General features: G+C 46.4%; 12 protein-coding genes. All 12 read right to left on the bottom strand.

Annotated features, from left to right (window positions below; translation table 11 throughout):
* Positions 1 to 5: 5 nt before the first annotated feature.
* On the bottom strand, positions 6 to 2,894 hold the full coding sequence (locus tag GSQ66_RS17440; protein ID WP_238395745.1) for a tetratricopeptide repeat protein: 2,889 nt from the start codon (positions 2,892 to 2,894) through the stop codon (positions 6 to 8).
* A 167-nt stretch (positions 2,895 to 3,061) separates the two neighbouring features.
* Complete coding sequence (gene gatC, locus GSQ66_RS17435; RefSeq protein ID WP_162428626.1) at positions 3,062 to 3,349, bottom strand: Asp-tRNA(Asn)/Glu-tRNA(Gln) amidotransferase subunit GatC; 288 nt, start codon at positions 3,347 to 3,349, stop codon at positions 3,062 to 3,064.
* Complete coding sequence (locus tag GSQ66_RS17430; RefSeq protein WP_162428625.1) at positions 3,291 to 4,103, bottom strand: lysophospholipid acyltransferase family protein; 813 nt, start codon at positions 4,101 to 4,103, stop codon at positions 3,291 to 3,293. Before GSQ66_RS17430 ends, gatC begins: the two co-directional genes overlap by 59 nt.
* A 1,032-nt stretch (positions 4,104 to 5,135) precedes the next feature.
* The gene (locus GSQ66_RS17425; protein WP_162428624.1) at positions 5,136 to 5,690 is read right to left on the bottom strand and encodes an NUDIX domain-containing protein; all 555 of its coding nucleotides are present in this window, start codon (positions 5,688 to 5,690) and stop codon (positions 5,136 to 5,138) included.
* 63 nt (positions 5,691 to 5,753) lie between these two features.
* Positions 5,754 to 6,131 carry a RidA family protein gene (locus GSQ66_RS17420; protein ID WP_162428623.1) on the bottom strand — a complete coding sequence of 126 codons (378 nt, stop codon included), beginning with the start codon at positions 6,129 to 6,131 and terminating at the stop codon, positions 5,754 to 5,756.
* Between the two features lie 107 nt (positions 6,132 to 6,238).
* Positions 6,239 to 6,745, bottom strand: a complete 507-nt coding sequence (locus GSQ66_RS17415) for a hypothetical protein (protein WP_162428622.1) — start codon at positions 6,743 to 6,745, stop codon at positions 6,239 to 6,241.
* Between the two features lie 128 nt (positions 6,746 to 6,873).
* Positions 6,874 to 8,772, bottom strand: a complete 1,899-nt coding sequence (acs, locus tag GSQ66_RS17410) for an acetate--CoA ligase (protein WP_162428621.1) — start codon at positions 8,770 to 8,772, stop codon at positions 6,874 to 6,876.
* A 286-nt stretch (positions 8,773 to 9,058) separates the two neighbouring features.
* Entirely contained in the window at positions 9,059 to 9,787 is a 729-nt protein-coding gene (locus GSQ66_RS17405) for an SDR family NAD(P)-dependent oxidoreductase (RefSeq protein ID WP_162428620.1), read from the bottom strand.
* Positions 9,788 to 9,867: 80 nt separating this feature from the next.
* Positions 9,868 to 10,476 carry a hypothetical protein gene (locus GSQ66_RS17400; RefSeq protein WP_162428619.1) on the bottom strand — a complete coding sequence of 203 codons (609 nt, stop codon included), beginning with the start codon at positions 10,474 to 10,476 and terminating at the stop codon, positions 9,868 to 9,870.
* A 226-nt stretch (positions 10,477 to 10,702) separates the two neighbouring features.
* Entirely contained in the window at positions 10,703 to 12,094 is a 1,392-nt protein-coding gene (gene hslU, locus GSQ66_RS17395) for an ATP-dependent protease ATPase subunit HslU (protein ID WP_162428618.1), read from the bottom strand.
* 51 nt (positions 12,095 to 12,145) lie between these two features.
* Complete coding sequence (gene porQ / locus GSQ66_RS17390) at positions 12,146 to 13,189, bottom strand: type IX secretion system protein PorQ (RefSeq protein WP_162428617.1); 1,044 nt, start codon at positions 13,187 to 13,189, stop codon at positions 12,146 to 12,148.
* 132 nt (positions 13,190 to 13,321) lie between these two features.
* Positions 13,322 to 15,811 carry an endopeptidase La gene (gene lon, locus GSQ66_RS17385; protein ID WP_162428616.1) on the bottom strand — a complete coding sequence of 830 codons (2,490 nt, stop codon included), beginning with the start codon at positions 15,809 to 15,811 and terminating at the stop codon, positions 13,322 to 13,324.
* Positions 15,812 to 15,966 lie beyond the last annotated feature (155 nt).

The following is a 15,966-nucleotide window of genomic DNA, read 5'->3' as shown; positions in this document are numbered from 1 at the left end:
GGTTTTTATAGTTGCCAGTCGTCTGCTTTTTTAGCGGCGGCCTGGTGGTGGCTCTCGAACTGCTTGTTAAATGTAGTATATTCTGAGGCACTAAGCAAACTTTGAAGCGTTGTAAGCGCCTCTTCTGCATAGCTGGTTAATCCCTTATCCAGGCTCTCCAGCGCATACGCTTTGTGCAACTCTACCGAGAAAGGATTATATGTTATTCCATCCAGTAATATCTCATAAGCTGTCATCTCGTCAGGGGCATACTGTTTGTAAAAAGCCGCGGCAGCCTTCACAACTTCCTCATCAAATAACAGGATTTTTACAGCCTGGCTATATTTTTCGGCAGCTTCGCGGTTGCGGCCTTTGGCGGCGGCTATACTGGCTTTAAAATATAGTTTGTAGCGTTTATCCAGCCTTGTAAGGTATACGTTATCCATGCGGTCGAGCAGGGCATCGTAGTTTTTAGTGTAGTGCCATAGCTTTAATTGCTGCAGGTTAAGCTTACTGCGCAGCTCGCCTTCCGGCTGCAGTTGCGGCGATGCCATTTTAATAGCCTTATTTGCCAGTCGCCATTTCTGCTGGTGCATCAGGTAATCTATCTGGCTCAGCAACGCTACCCTGTGCAGTTCCTTCTCTTTTACACTTTTCACAAGCGCATCAACCTGTTCTATAGTTAGCTGAGGCAGGTATGTTTGCAGGTATTTTACTTTATCGGCATCAGAGCCAGACGCTATAGTTTGCTGCACACTTTGTTGCAACACCTGCTGTAGCTGCCCTGCCACTTCCGTAGCCGACTCCAGGCCGGTGTACCCTACTTCCTGCAGGGCATTAACGGCATCTGCAGGTTTATGCGCCATTGCCAGCGCATACCCGTGCGACAGGAACGCCTGGGTATAGCCCAAATCTTTTGCCTGCTTAAAGTAATGGGCAGCTGCAAGGTAGTTTCCTTCTTCCAGCATCCAGATACCCAGTGCATTATAGTAGTACCCGCTTCGCTCTGAGGCTGCAAGGGCAAGGTTCTCTACTATACTGCGCGCTTCTTTCGGGCGGCCATTGTAATGGTGCACCAACCCTTTGCTGTAAAGCAGATCTTCCTGGAACAACTGGTTGCCCGGCATTTTAAGATAACGGTCTATGGCTTTTAACTGGCTGGTATCGCCGTTATTCAGCCTGCTGATCGTCTGGTTATAGAAAAGTGTAAAGTCTTCGACCTGCTCCAGCGAGTCCGGGGCAAATGCTTCATCCGGTCTGTCGTTAACACCGAGTAACTGGCGCAGGGCAGCCATGTTGCTGCGCAGCGATTTATAGTCAGCGCCTTTTACTTCGTTCAGTAAAGCGCGTGCCGGCTCCAGCATGGCCTGCCTGGTATAAAACGCCAGCCTATTGCTCTGTATAACTTCTTTGTTCGAGCTATACTTTTCGGCCAGGTTAAAATAATATTCCACAGAGTCGGTAACGCTGGTTTGCATGTAAAGCAGCGCCATGTTGTTGTAGATCTCGCTACTCTCCGGAAACCTGTTGATACCCTCGTGCAGCACATACAGCTTCTCAAAAAAGTATTGTTTCTCGTCGTAGAGGTTGGCCATGCGCACATATAGTTTCGGGTTCGGGCGTTTGCCCAAAGCTCCTTTTAAGTGCAGTATCTCGTTATTGCGCTGCGACTCTGCGCGGTACATGGAGGCTAAACTATAGTTGGCTTTCACGTTGTTGATGTCGTACACATCGCTCTCTTCGTAAAAGCGCTTTGCCAGTGCAGGATTCTGGGAGGCAGTATACAGGTCTCCGAGATAGTTGTAGTATCCTGCCTTTGCCTGAAAATAAGTGCTGTATTGCGTGCGGATCACTAAGATGGCCAGTATGACGGTACTCATTAAAAAAAATGAGAACAACGTAAACATGCGGGGCTCATATACCACCTTGTGCACTGCTTTCCGCTCTTTTATCAGCTTCCCGAAATTGATCATCAGGTACAGGAAGAACACGGAACCATACACCAGATGTGTGTAAATAATGAACGTGTGGAACAGCGTGGTAAGCGGGTCGTTGGCGTTGGCGTATGCGTAACCAATGCTTAAAAAAGCTATAGTTGTAAAAACTAAGTAAAGCACAGCCCCAGTTGGCCTGAAGGGAAAATACTTGCCATAAAACGCTTCGCGCTGCTGCATTCCCCAGAAACCAGCCACCACCGAAAGCAACAGTATCAGGTAACCGTTTACATAGATCAGGTCGGTTTGCAGGTACCCCATGTGCCGGAGGTATAATAGCAGCAGGTTGGTTAAGTATAGGCCGGCGATGAGTACAAACTGCCACAAACTATAGCGGCGCTCCGGGGTTTTGCCTTGCGTATTTATCCAGAGCAGCGCATTTACGTTTTCGTAAGATATCCAGATTATAAAAAGCAACGTGGCAATAAGCGTCGCCAGCGAACTATAGTTTACCAGGTGCAGGGCTGTCAGATCGGGGGCAAACTCGGCTTCGGTAAAGGTGGCTACGCCCAGCACAATTATAGTTACCAGCATGGCCAGCACACGCCAGCCAAAAGCTATATGCTTCCAGAATGCCTGAAACCCATAACTTAACCCGGCCAGTAATACAATGGCTACCAGCAACATGGCCTGGCTTTGCTCTGCGCCAAACACCTGTAACAGATCAATATTAAACGATGCCAGGAACAGCATCAGGAGTGAAATGCCTGCAAAATAAGGCACCTGCCGCATAGTGCTTATGGCAGCAGTGTAAAAAGCCAGGCATATGCTGAGAATACCAAGGAAAACGGCGGCAGGCCATGTATGAACCATAGCCGGGGCAACATCATACTGCTCCAGCAGCAGGTAACCGTCAGCATAAAGAGTAAAGGGCTCGAGTAGCCTGGTAACTTCATGTACCGGCACCGGCACTACCTGCAAATCCGATATTTTGTCCCAGGCGTAGGCGGCCGTGTTGCCTGCCAGGTAATAGTACCCCCCAGCAGCAAAGCCGCTGCAGCCAGTACCATTAAAAAAAGATAGGGATACTTCAGATCAGTATCCCAGTTTTTCCAGAAGTTGGTTTTACTCATAAGCAGCCTTGCCTGTTACTCCAGTACCTTTGGCACTCTGAAGTAATCGGAGTCTTTTTTAGGAGCGTTCAACAATGCTTCTTCGTGTGTAATGGTATTTTGGGCCACGTCTTCGCGCATCACGTTCATTTCGGCGGTCATGTGCGTCAGGGGCTCAATGTTTTCGGTATCCAGCTCGCGCAGTTTATCTACCCAGTTCAGGATCTTGTTCAGGTCGCCCAGCACTTCCTGCTCTTTCTCTTCGTTAAACTCCAGCCTGGCCAGGTGCGCTAATTTTCTGATGGTTTGAATATCTGTTGACATCCTTGTTATAGTTGTGTTTGGTTAACTCTTGTTGTATTATATGGAATACCCGCTCTTTTAACGCCGGCAGATCTTCCAGGGTCATCCCTTCGGTTGCAATTGGCTCATGCACGATCATCTTAAGCGGATGACGACGTATTTTCAGCCCTACTTCTTCCACATCGGGCATAAAGTGCTGGTTATACGGCATCGTTACCGGTACTACCGGCACCTGCTTTTCAATCGCTATTTTAAACGGTCCGTCTTTAAACTCCAGCAGCTGTTCTCCTGCCGTTGGCGGTATCGTTCCTTCCGGAAAAATTACCAGACTACGGCCTTCATCCAGCGTTTTTTTAGACTGAATGTAACTTTTGGCGCTGCTCATGGCGCTTTTGCGATCTACACAAATATACAATGTTCCGTATACTTTTCCCCACAACGGCACTTTGGCAAGCGAGCTTTTGCCCACAAAGTTAAGAAAACCCGGAATGGAGCGCAGTATCATAGGTATATCGAGGTACGAACTATGGTTAGGCGTAAAGACATAGCGCTGTTTCGGATCAAATTTAAAGCGCCATTCTACCTGAAGCGGGGTCAGAAACATGCGTAGAAAAATCACGGACCACAGCCTGTTCAGGTTATGTGCATGCCTGTGCCACTGCTGCTTCCGGATAAGTATCGCCTGAAATGGATATGCTACCACAAACGGAGCTATAAACCAGGTACAGCACCAGGTTGTATAAATGCGTTGCGACAGGTATTTAAGCACTTTCATGAGGTCAAATGTAAGAATATTCCGGCATTGTTCAACTCACCGAAAACCAACCTGACGGCAGAATAATTCAATAACGGGTATAGGTTGTGTATGGTATGGTTAAAGTAAGGATTGTTGTTTTATAGTTAACCATTATAGCCTTATATTATATGTTATTTTGAGCGTTAGCCGAGGGTCTTAATCGTTTTATGCTTCTCTTTTGTCATTTCGAACATAGTGAGAAATCTGAGTTCTATAGTTTGATTTTCTACAATCCGAACCAAGCCTTTTCCTTCATAGCTGCTTTTATTCCTGGGAGCTTTACTTACCTATTGTTCTATATTTGGTTTTGGTGCCCTCATGGCCGGGAGGCCCCGTCTTTGGGCATCGCGCGGTGTACATTTCTTTTGTTCGTTCCTCACAATGCCTTGCGGCACCAGAAATCTACAAGGCGCTCAACCCGAAGACTGAGACGTTTCGCATAGCAACCAGCATCTATAGTTTGAACCGGTAAGCTTCGAGATTGATCGTGGTCCTACTTTCGAGGGGACAGGTAAACCTGCCCTGCTCATCGACAACAACTATAGGGCTATAGTTTAGAAATTGGAAACGCTAGAATTGCCCCCTTGAGGGGACTATAGGGGTGTTAAAAAGCCAACTATGGAACTTGATAACCAAACTATGGCAGTAGCCGGAATTCCCCTCTCGGGAGGGGCAGGGGTGGGTTAATAAACCAACTATGAAATTGTTTATTGAACTATAGTAAAGATCTTACCTCCCTTCTACCAAGCTCCTTTCAGGATGACAAAGTGAGAAGTAAGTAGATACGAAAGCTCCCCGCCTTAGACAAGGAGGGGTTAGGGGTGGTTAGACCAACCGAAACTATAGAACTAGAGCAACTGCTACTACTATTCCTATCCCTATCGGGCCAGTTGAGTTGAAAACTCAACACCATCGTAAAACACGGGTTGCAAACCCGCGCCAGCAGAAACCAATAGCCCAACTATAGCAACAGCCTAACCCTGCAAATCCTGATTCGGACAAACTATAAAACTACCTCACACCGAGTATAAAAGCAGCTTTCAGGATTCCGGCTACGCTGATGGCGTCAGTGATTTCATTGTTAAGGGCCATGCGAACGGCTTCTGTAAAAGGGACTCTTTTAATCTGAAGGTCTTCGGTTTCTTCGAAAGCGGTTTCACCAGGAGTAAGCTCTTGAGCCAGGAAAACAAAACCTTCTTCGTCGGTTACCGAATTGGATGTATGCAGGCGGCAAATGTTAGTCCAGCGGTCAGCAGTAAAACCGGTCTCTTCCTGAAGTTCACGTTTGGCAGATTCGAGCACGTCGTTTTCCAGTAAGCCACCACCCATTGGTATTTCCCAACTATACTCGTTCAAAGCATAGCGGTACTGGCCGATCAGGTAAGTAAAACCTTCATCATCAACAGGAATAATGCCGATGGCTTTGTTTTTGAAGCTCACCACACCGTAAATTCCTTCTCCGCCTTTCGGGTTCAGCACCTGGTCTTCACGCAGTTTTATCCAGGGGTTCTGGTAAATGTCTCTCGTAGAAAGTGTAGTCCAGGGGTTATGCTGCTCGTTGATCATAGCTATAGTTTGTTGCTGTGCAAAGGTAAGTAGTTAAGAGTGTCAGCGCCTAAGAATACTACTTTAACGCTGCGCGATCATCTCAATCTCTACCTGTGCACCCAAAGGCAACGAAGCAACGCCTATAGTTGTACGGGCCGGATAGGGTTGTGTAAATTGTGTTTTATAAACTTCGTTCATCGCTCCAAAATCTGCCATATCGGTTAAGAAAACATTTACTTTTACCACATTATCCGGGGTAAGGCCAGCTGCTTTAAGCACAGCAAACAGGTTAATAAAGCACTGCCTGGTTTGAGCAGCAATATCACCATCCACAAGTTTGCCTGTAGTTGCTTCTATGGGTGTCTGGCCGGATAAATAAAGCAGATCACCAGTTTGTACGGCATGTGAGTACGGGCCTACGGAAACGGCACCTTCGGCAGTAAAAGCTTTTCTTGACATGGTCTTATAGTTTACAATATTACCCCGCTATTGCAGAGGTTTGTGTTTACTTACAGGTAAAAGGAGTGCTACTTTTGATGAGGCATACAGTATTCCTGGCCGTATAATCAGGTACAGTACTGCCCCACCAGGCTCACTAAGATCCCAAATCCGGTTGGAAGCACAGCACCAAATGTAAAACTCATTCCGAGTACAAAGCCAAGCAAACACTCGGCCCTGTATATAGGTAAGAAAATCGCAAATGGAAGAAGCCCTAGAACCAGGTACCCTGTTAAATTATTATACCCGAGTGTAAAGCAAGTAGCTATCAGGGTTCCAAAAAGTACAGCACCTGCAAACCTGTAAAGTACATCCTGCAAAAAGATCCTGTTTTCGGAATCTTGCCTTTTGGCACTGAAAACTCTCTTATGAATGCGGTATAGCAGAAACCAGCTTAGCAAAGGAAGCAACAGCGCTCCCCACCAATTGGAAATAGCAGGCATATCATTATCTGCTGCAATATGGTGAACAGGCACCCCTCCGTTATAGTGCCCCCAGATCAAAAGCGCCCATATAGCGATAGTTATTACGCCTGTAACATAAAGGCGTAGTTTATAGAATTTCTGTTCCTGCATAACCAGTGTGTTGGATTGTAGTTTTAGTTCAGAGACGATCCGACTTAAATATAGCTTTTAGTATATAAAATCATATGGTTATCTGCCAAAATTAACAGGTAACCATAGTTACTTACTTGACTATAGTTCTACAAAGCCCCGGCCTTGATCTCATCTACTACATCCGGGTCGAGCAGTGTGGACGTGTCGCCAAGGTTAGTTGTGTCACCTTCGGCAACTTTGCGGAGAATGCGGCGCATGATCTTACCGGAACGTGTTTTTGGCAGTCCGCTTACGATCTGTATCTTATCTGGCTTGGCAATTTTACCAATTTTTTCAACTACTGTTTCGATGATCTCGGCACGCAGATAATCTTCACGTTCCGGTTTTTCCTTGCAGATAACAAAAGCATAAATACCCTGCCCTTTTACATCGTGCGGATAGCCGACTACTGCGGACTCTACTACATGATCGTTATGGTTGATGGCTTCTTCTATTTCAGCTGTCCCGAAACGGTGACCCGATACGTTGATCACGTCATCTACACGGCCAATGATGCGGTAAAGACCATCTTTGTCGCGCTTGGCACCATCTCCGGTAAAATACAGCCCTTTGTATGTAGAGAAGTAACTCAAACGGCAACGCTCATGGTCGCCGTAAGTAGTGCGTATCATGCCCGGCCACGGAAACTTCATGCACAGGTGTCCTTCTACCTCGTTTTCAGTAATTTCGGTACCATCACTATTAACCAGTAAAGGTTGTATGCCCGGCAAAGGATAAGCTGCATGGGCTGGCTTTATAGGAGTAACATTAGCAAGCGAGGAGATCATGATGCCACCCGTTTCGGTTTGCCACCAGGTATCTACCACCGGGCAATCCTCTTTGCCTACGTGGGTGTGGTACCAGTGCCAGGCCTCTTCGTTAATCGGCTCCCCTACCGAACCAAGCACTTTCAGCGAGTCCAAACTATAGGATAGCACGTCGTCAATATCGCCGGCCATAAGCGCACGAATGGCAGTTGGCGCTGTATAAAAAATGCTGACACCAAACTTATCGCACACCTGCCAGAAACGGCCGTTGTCCGGGTAAGTTGGTACGCCTTCAAACATCAGCGTAGTTGCTCCTGAAAGCAGCGGACCATAAAGCAGATACGTGTGGCCGGTAACCCAGCCAATGTCGGCAGTACACCAGAACACATCACTTTCCTCGTACTGAAACACGTTCATGAAGGAATACTGGGCATAAACCATGTAGCCTCCGCAGGTATGCACAACGCCTTTCGGTTTGCCCGTTGAGCCTGAAGTGTATAAGATGAACAGCATATCTTCGGCGTCCATTTCCTCGGCAGGGCAATCTTTGCTTACATCTTTTACTTCATCATGATACCATACATCGCGGCCTTCCACCATGTTCACGGCCCAGCCCAAACGCTCTACAACTATAACTTTTTCTACAGACGGGCAATTTTCCAGGGCTTCGTCCACCACACGCTTTACAGGTATCTGCTTGGAGCCACGGTTCAGACCATCCGAAGTGAGCACCATTTTAGCACCGGCATCATTAATTCTGTCGGCCATAGCCACTGCCGAAAAACCTGCAAAAATAACCGAATGTACAGCACCGATGCGGGCACAGGCCAGCACTGCAAAAGCCAGCTCCGGGATCATGGGCATGTAAATACACACACGGTCTCCTTTTTTAACGCCGTTCTTTTTCAGCACATTGGCAAACAGGCATACCCGCTCGTATAGTTCGCGGTAAGTAAAGCGGATAAATCGCTCTTTCGGGTCGTTGGGTTCCCAGATCAGGGCCAGTTTGTTGCCCCGGGTTTTTAGGTGGCGGTCAAGGCAGTTTTCAGTAATATTGAGCTTTCCTCCTTTAAACCACTTCACATCAGGCTCTTCAAAATTCCATTCCAGCGTTTTGTCCCATTTTTTACGCCAGGTAAACGACTCTGCAATATCTGCCCAGAAACCTTCGGGGTCTTCTACGCTGCGTTTGTAAACCTGCTGGTACTCTTCAAAGGATTTTATTTGCTGATTGTGCATGGCTCTGATAAGTTTAAGGAGGGATGTGGTAATTTACATGTTAGTTTAATCTAATAAACGCTCTCCGTAGAAAGCGGTTTTGTTAAGATAGAATTTCTACTATAAATAAACAAGCATACAAAAGAGCAATGAAACTATAGTTTGCCAAAGTATATAACTATAGTTGCTACCTACCAGCACAACAAAGCCCGGCCAACAGGGCCGGGCTTTATCGTCATACGTCTATAGTTTCAGTAGCTGGCCTTACCCCACGATATAAAAACTATAGTTGCTCTAAAAATCAAATCTACATATTCCGAACATCTACGATCACCTCACTGAAGGTGTCTGTGTTTTGCATAAAGTGCACTATCTTTTGTCCGACTTCTTCAGGCGATGCCAGTTCGTTGTTAGCTTTGTAATCTCTAAACTTCTCTACTGTGCTAAAGCGGTCAGCATCGGCTTCTCTAATATTTTCCTGCATGGCCGTATCCACCACGCCCGGCGACAAGGCATACACTTTTACGCCGCTGCCACGCATGTCCTGCTCCTTTTGTATCGTTAACGACAGCATATCCAGGGCTGCCTTAGAGGCACAGTAACTTGCCCAGCCATCAATCGGGTATTTGCCGGCACCGGAGCTAATGTTAACTATAAGTTTCTGAGCCGGGTGCTGTTGGTAAACCTGCAGGAAGCTATTCATCAACATAGCAGGCACAATTACGTTCACATCAAACACAAACTCGAAACGCTCGTTCGGCATGCCTTCTCCCACATATCCGATATCTCCCAGCACACCGGCGTTGTTTACCAGCACCAGTTTCTGAGCATCCTTATAAGGCAGAAAAACCTTTTGCAGGTTGTGCTCTACGGCCGGTATATCCGAAAAATCCAAGGGTTGATGTCTATAATTCTTATGGGTGATGGTACTGTTGCGGCAAACGCCTATCACGAAATTGCTGTCGTCTTGCAGGAGCTCTTCTGCTATGGCTTTACCTATACCTTTGCTGGTTCCGGTTATGATGTAGATGTTCACGGGTCTATAGTTAGAAAATTTATAAGTTAGAAAGTTAAAAAGTTAATTGCTATGAATTACGGGTGTGGGGTTGGGAAAGGTTAAAGTGATTCTAAACAAGTTAGAAATCTATTTGTGTCAGCCTCTCTGTTACCTGTCCAGTATATATTAACTATTCGACGGGAGCCATTTATATAGATATTTTCTGACTTCATAGAATAGTTTCTCCATGCATGTGGCTTTACTTCCAATTCATCTAGGTACACAAGTGACTTATCTAAAACTATACATGATTCATTTTCTATAAGCAGTTCTTTTTTAAAGATGTTTGTATAGCTAAAACTATCTAAGTTTGCCCCACCTTCCATAAAAACTACTATGAAATGATTCTGATTTGTTTTTACAATTAGAGTTGCTGTTTTATTTGACCAAGATAAAAAGAACCAAACAAGAGATATCAAAGCTAACTCGGTTATTACAACGATAAACAGTTTAAACTTCCTTACTATAATCCTATCAATAAATAGAGCAACTACAAGCCCCAGAGTTAACATGAGAGCGTAAGCTGCTCCTAAGCCCGCCGTTTGATCTGGTAATAGAGAAAAGAATATATAGATAAGAAAAATTGCTCCGACAACGCTGAGTATTAAGAATGGGGTTGGCTTTTGAAACTCACATTTTAGTTTATCAAATATTACATTGGATGTCATACGCTCGTGAAGTGTTATGAATCAATCTAACAAGAATCCACACTAAAAACAAAAGCCGGCAGCTCTGCTTCTGCAAAACTGCCGGCCTGTAAACTATAGTTGCAACCTCAGCGAGTCTGGAGACTCGCACCCACTATTCGTCACCGGCTGGATGCCGGCGCCAGTTTGGCTAGCTATAGTTTCTAATTCTCTAACTCTTTAACTCCTAAACTCTCTAACTCCAAAACTATAGTATAAACTCGCTCAGGTCACGGTTTTTCACCATGCCTGCCAGTTTTTCGCGCACCATTTCGCGGTTTACTAGGATCTGGGCGTTGGCACCGATCTTATCCGGCACATCGAACAGGATATCGTTCAATAAGCGGCTCATGATAGTTTGCAAACGACGTGCACCAATATTCTCAACTTCGGCATTTACTTCATAAGCCATAGATGCTATTTCGTCCAGTGCTTCGTCGTTAAAGCTAAGCGATACATTTTCGGAGGCCAGCAAGGCTTCATACTGCTTGGTAAGCGCGTTCTTCGGAAATTTCAGAATCTGGTAGAAATCGTCTTTTGTCAGGCTCTGCAATTCCACACGAATCGGGAAACGGCCCTGTAATTCAGGTATCAAATCTGATGGCTTGGCCACGTGGAACGCACCGGCGGCTATAAACAGGATATGGTCGGTGTTGATAACACCATACTTGGTATTTACTGTTGAGCCTTCCACTATAGGCAGCAGGTCGCGTTGCACACCTTCGCGGCTTACATCCGGTCCGCTACCTTTTTTGCTCGAGCTGGCAACTTTATCTATCTCATCTATAAAAATAACACCGGAGTTCTCCGCTTTAAAGATCGCTTCTTCCTTTACTTCATCCATGTCAATGAGCTTGGATGCTTCTTCTTCCAATAAGATCTTGCGGGCTTCAGCTATAGTTACCTTGCGCTTTTTTGTCTTCTTTGGCATCATGCCGCTGATCATCTCCTGAATGTTCATCATCGAAGCTTCGTCCATGCCCGGCCCCATAACGCCCATGCCCGGCATAGCGCTCTGCTGAATCCGGATCTCGATCTTGCGGTCTTCCAGTTCACCGTTGCGTATCTTTTCTCTGAATTTCTCGCGGGTACGCTCGTTCAGTTCATAGTCGCTATCCGGAATAGCATCAGGGTGGGCGGCCATGCTTACAGGCGTAGTAGAGCGGCCCTGAATGGGTGGAATAAGCGCATCCAGGATAATATCTTCTACAATTTCGGCAGCGCGTTGCTTTACTTCTTCTTTCTTTTTGGTTTTCACCATGTTCACCGACTGCTCTACCAGGTCGCGCACCATGCTTTCCACATCGCGGCCAACGTATCCTACTTCGGTAAACTTAGACGCTTCTACTTTTGTAAAAGGGGCATCTGCAATTTTGGCAAGCCGACGGGCAATTTCTGTTTTACCAACTCCGGTCGCGCCAATCATCAGAATATTATTTGGAACGATCTCTTTTCTGATACTTTCTTCGGCGTTCATGCGGCGCCAGCGGTTACGAAGCGCAATGGCTACGTTACGTTTGGCGTCCTGCTGCCCGATGATATATTTATCCAGCTCCGCAACAATCTGGGCTGGTGTTAAATGTTCTAAGGAATCTAACATCTTTAAATTTTTAAGTATAATAAAGTAGCTGCTAACTATAACAGCCGGTTGTTATTCTGTGTTTTTACGTTTCAGCAAAGTGCCGGTATCGGTGCTTATAGTTACGTAATGGCCTGCGCCCGACGGGTGGTAGAAAGCACTGCTATAGTTCAGCTCAAAAGCCCGGACCCGCAGCATGGCTCCCAACGAAAACCCTGCACTACCTGCTTTGTTTTGCAACCTGAGTTCTTTACGGCGTAAATGGTTATAGCCGGCACGTAACTGGAAATTTTTACTGAAAATAAACTCTGTGCCAACTACAAAATGCCGCGCTATCTTATCCCCTGTTGTTTTCTCCTCTTTTATCTCATTCCCATTCGCATCTAAGCGGCCTTTGGTATTCGGGTCCAGATATACAACGTCGAACTGGTAAAGATGGTGTGCAGTAACGGAGAGCCGCACCGGCATATGTTCCGGTTTGTAGCTGGCTCCCAGTTGCGCATCAAAAGGCATCGCCTGCCGCTCACCGTCATCAAATGGTTTTACCTGGTAACCGATGTTCTTAAAAGCCAGACCAACTGTAAGATCACGTTCCGGATGTTTGAACAAACCACCGACATCAGCCAGCAATCCAACCGCTTTGTTACCAGCCATACTTGAAACCGCAAATTTTGCAGTAGCTCCTATGGTAAAAGCCTCGGCCTGACGGGCGTGGGTTAAACTGAGCGTATAATCATTAATGGTAAAGTTGCCTTCTTCCATGCCGGTTGCGTCGCGCTGCACAAAATCGCCATAGTTCAGGTAGTTTATAGTTGCCGCCCAGCGCCCCAGCTTTTCGTGGTTAAAAGCATAAGCTATAGTACTTTGTTTGATATCCGCCAGGTAACCCACATAGCTCAAACTCAGTTGACGGTCCATCTCCGCGTTCAGCAAGGCAGGGTTGGCGGCTACCATGTTCACATCGTGCCCAAATGCGCTCACATTTATAGTTCCGAGAGCCGCCTGTTTGGCACTGGCAGGCAACTCCAGGTGTGTAAAACCACGCTGCCCTCCTACCTGTGCCGCAAGCGGAAAGCTCAGCAGCAAACAAAGTAAAAGGGCAGCCTGTGATCTCATATTACGCTTAATGGTTGGATGGCTGAATTGCTAAATTGTTGATTGTTGAGTTCAGCAATGTTAAAGACGCAACTGATAGAGTCTATACTGCAAGTCAACAATTAAACCATCTAACAATTTAACAATTAATACTTACTCAACCTCCACTTTTTTGTCTTCGGTTACAGTCAGGTCCAGTGGGTGCTTTACTTTTTCTTTTAGTAGGGCGATCTTCATAACTTCTTCCACGCGGTCTACATAGTGTATGGTCAGGCCTTTAATGTACTGCTCCGGTATCTCGTTTATATCTTTGCGGTTTTTCTGACACAGGATCACATCGGTAATGCCAGCACGCTTGGCAGCCAGAATTTTCTCTTTAATTCCACCAACCGGCAATACCTTGCCACGAAGCGTGATCTCACCGGTCATGGCCAGTTTGGAGCGCACTTTACGCTGGGTATAAACCGAGGCTATAGACGTAAAAATAGCAATACCTGCCGACGGGCCGTCTTTTGGAACAGCGCCTTCCGGGAAGTGAATATGCAGATCGTACTGGTCGAAAACGCGGTAATCGATATCCAACAACTGGTAATGTGCCTTTAAATGCGACAGCGCCGTAACAGCCGACTCCTTCATCACATCACCCAACTGACCGGACAACGTAAGTTTTCCTTTTCCTTTGCTCAGGATCGATTCCACAAAAAGGATGTCGCCACCAACCGAGGTCCAGGCCAGGCCTGTAACTACGCCGGCTGTACTGAAATCCTGGTAAATCTCTTTATCGAAGATCTCAGAACCCATGATCTTTACCACATCTTCCGGCTTAATGGTCGTGTTGTATTTCTCTTCCATCGCCTTCAGCTTAGCCGTATTACGAACCAACTGGCCTATTTTACGTTCCAGACTTCTCACCCCGGATTCGCGGGTATAATCTTCGATCAGTTTCTGCAACGTAGCTTTTGGCAGCTTCACATCTGCTTCTTCCAGGCCGTGGTCTTTTATCTGCTTTGGTACCAGGTGGCGCCTGGCTATTTCCAGCTTTTCCTCCATCGTATAGCCAGTCAGCTCGATAATCTCCATACGGTCGCGCAGGGCTGGCTGTATCGTGTCCAGTGAATTGGCAGTAGCTATGAAAAGAACCTTGGACAGGTCATACTCCACATCCAGGTAGTTATCCATAAAGGTATGGTTCTGCTCCGGGTCCAGCACCTCCAGCAACGCCGATGACGGGTCGCCACGGAAATCGGATGCCAGTTTATCGATCTCATCCAGGATGATAACCGGGTTACCCGAGCCTACTTTTTTAATCTGGCTGATGATCTTGCCCGGCATAGCGCCCACATACGTTCTTCTGTGGCCACGAATTTCTGCTTCGTCTCTAACCCCACCCAGTGACATTCTGACATATTTACGACCTAAGGCAGTAGCTATAGAACGACCCAGTGATGTTTTACCAACTCCCGGAGGTCCGTAAAGGCAAAGGATAGGCGCCTTCATGTCGTTTTTCAGTTTCAGAACAGCAAGGTATTCCAGGATGCGTTCCTTTACTTTCTCTAAGCCGTAATGGTCTGCGTCGAGTATCTTTTTGGTACGCTTCAGGTTAAAATTATCCTTGGTATAGTCTTCCCACGGCAGGTCCAGCAGGAACTCGATATAGTTTACCGCAACCGGGTATTCGGCAGCCTGCGGGTTAAGGCGGGCCAGCTTATCTATCTCTTTCTTAAAATGTTTGGCAACTGCCTCAGGCCATTTCTTTTTGGCGGCACGATCTCTGAAACGCTCAATTTCCTGGTCCGGGCTCTCCTGACCAAGTTCATCCTGCAGTACTTTTATCTGCTGGCGCAGGAAATAGTCGCGCTGCTGCTGGTCTATATCAGTGTGTACTTTGGTATGGATCTCCTGCTTCAGTTCCAGCAACTGCACTTCGCGCAACATAAGCTGCAGCAATTGTGTACCTCGTTCGGTCCCGTCATTCACTTCCAGAAGCTGCTGCTTCTGAGCCACTTCCACGTTCAGGTTACTCGACAGGAAATGCGTCAGAAAGCTCGGGCTGTCAATATTATCTAAAGCAACCTGTGCTTCCTGTGGTATTTCAGGGTTCAGTTTCAGTATTTTGGCAGCCGCATCTTTCAGCGATTGTACCAGCGCCTTTACCTCCTTGTTCTTCTTGTTAAGGTTGGTCTCTTTGCAGTAGCTAACACGTGCCGTCAGGTAAGGGTCTTCCTGAATTATCTCATCTATCTGAAAACGGCTGTGCCCCTGTATAATGATAGTTGTATTGCCATCCGGCAGCACAAGCACCTTTAAGATTCGGGCAACCGTACCTACATTAAACAGGTCTTCCGGCGACGGATCATCGGCATTCGTATTTTTCTGGGCTACTACCCCGATAGTTTTATCGCCTTTATAAGCCTTGCGCACTAACCGCACTGATTTTTTGCGGCTAACAGTAATTGGCAGTACTACGCCAGGGAAAAGCACCGTGTTCCGGACTGCAAGTATTGGCAGTTCGGTTGGCAATTCCTCTGCAGGTATTTCTTCTTCAGGGTCTGTTGTTATAATCGGAATCAGCTCTTCGTTTTCGTTCTCTGAAGTTGAGCTAAGTAAAAGGTTATGCAGAAAGTTGTTCAAAGTATACTTCATGTTTTGTGTCAATGCCAGAATGACATAAAAAAGCCACACATATGGCCTTTTTTGAATTGCAGTACTATAGTCAAGACTTGTGCCAACTATAGTTCCCTGCAGCAATAGTAGGCTTTAAAGATATCAGGTATTTTGCCCAAAATAAAATGACATCT

It is taken from the genome of Pontibacter pudoricolor, from assembly GCF_010092985.1.
GTDB lineage: Bacteria > Bacteroidota > Bacteroidia > Cytophagales > Hymenobacteraceae > Pontibacter > Pontibacter pudoricolor.
The sequence above is the reverse complement of the archived record's forward strand: the minus strand, read 5'-3'. Positions and strand labels throughout refer to the sequence as shown.

What these genes read in the sequence shown, in the direction of transcription:
- gatC (WP_162428626.1), bottom strand. Translation starts at nt 3,349, where the DNA reads ATGTCAACAGATATTCAAACCATCAGAAAATTAGCGCACCTGGCCAGG.
- GSQ66_RS17430 (WP_162428625.1), bottom strand. Translation starts at nt 4,103, where the DNA reads ATGAAAGTGCTTAAATACCTGTCGCAACGCATTTATACAACCTGGTGC.
- GSQ66_RS17425 (WP_162428624.1), bottom strand. Translation starts at nt 5,690, where the DNA reads ATGATCAACGAGCAGCATAACCCCTGGACTACACTTTCTACGAGAGAC.
- GSQ66_RS17420 (WP_162428623.1), bottom strand. Translation starts at nt 6,131, where the DNA reads ATGTCAAGAAAAGCTTTTACTGCCGAAGGTGCCGTTTCCGTAGGCCCG.
- GSQ66_RS17415 (WP_162428622.1), bottom strand. Translation starts at nt 6,745, where the DNA reads ATGCAGGAACAGAAATTCTATAAACTACGCCTTTATGTTACAGGCGTA.
- acs (WP_162428621.1), bottom strand. Translation starts at nt 8,772, where the DNA reads ATGCACAATCAGCAAATAAAATCCTTTGAAGAGTACCAGCAGGTTTAC.
- GSQ66_RS17400 (WP_162428619.1), bottom strand. Translation starts at nt 10,476, where the DNA reads ATGACATCCAATGTAATATTTGATAAACTAAAATGTGAGTTTCAAAAG.
- hslU (WP_162428618.1), bottom strand. Translation starts at nt 12,094, where the DNA reads ATGTTAGATTCCTTAGAACATTTAACACCAGCCCAGATTGTTGCGGAG.
- porQ (WP_162428617.1), bottom strand. Translation starts at nt 13,189, where the DNA reads ATGAGATCACAGGCTGCCCTTTTACTTTGTTTGCTGCTGAGCTTTCCG.
- lon (WP_162428616.1), bottom strand. Translation starts at nt 15,811, where the DNA reads ATGAAGTATACTTTGAACAACTTTCTGCATAACCTTTTACTTAGCTCA.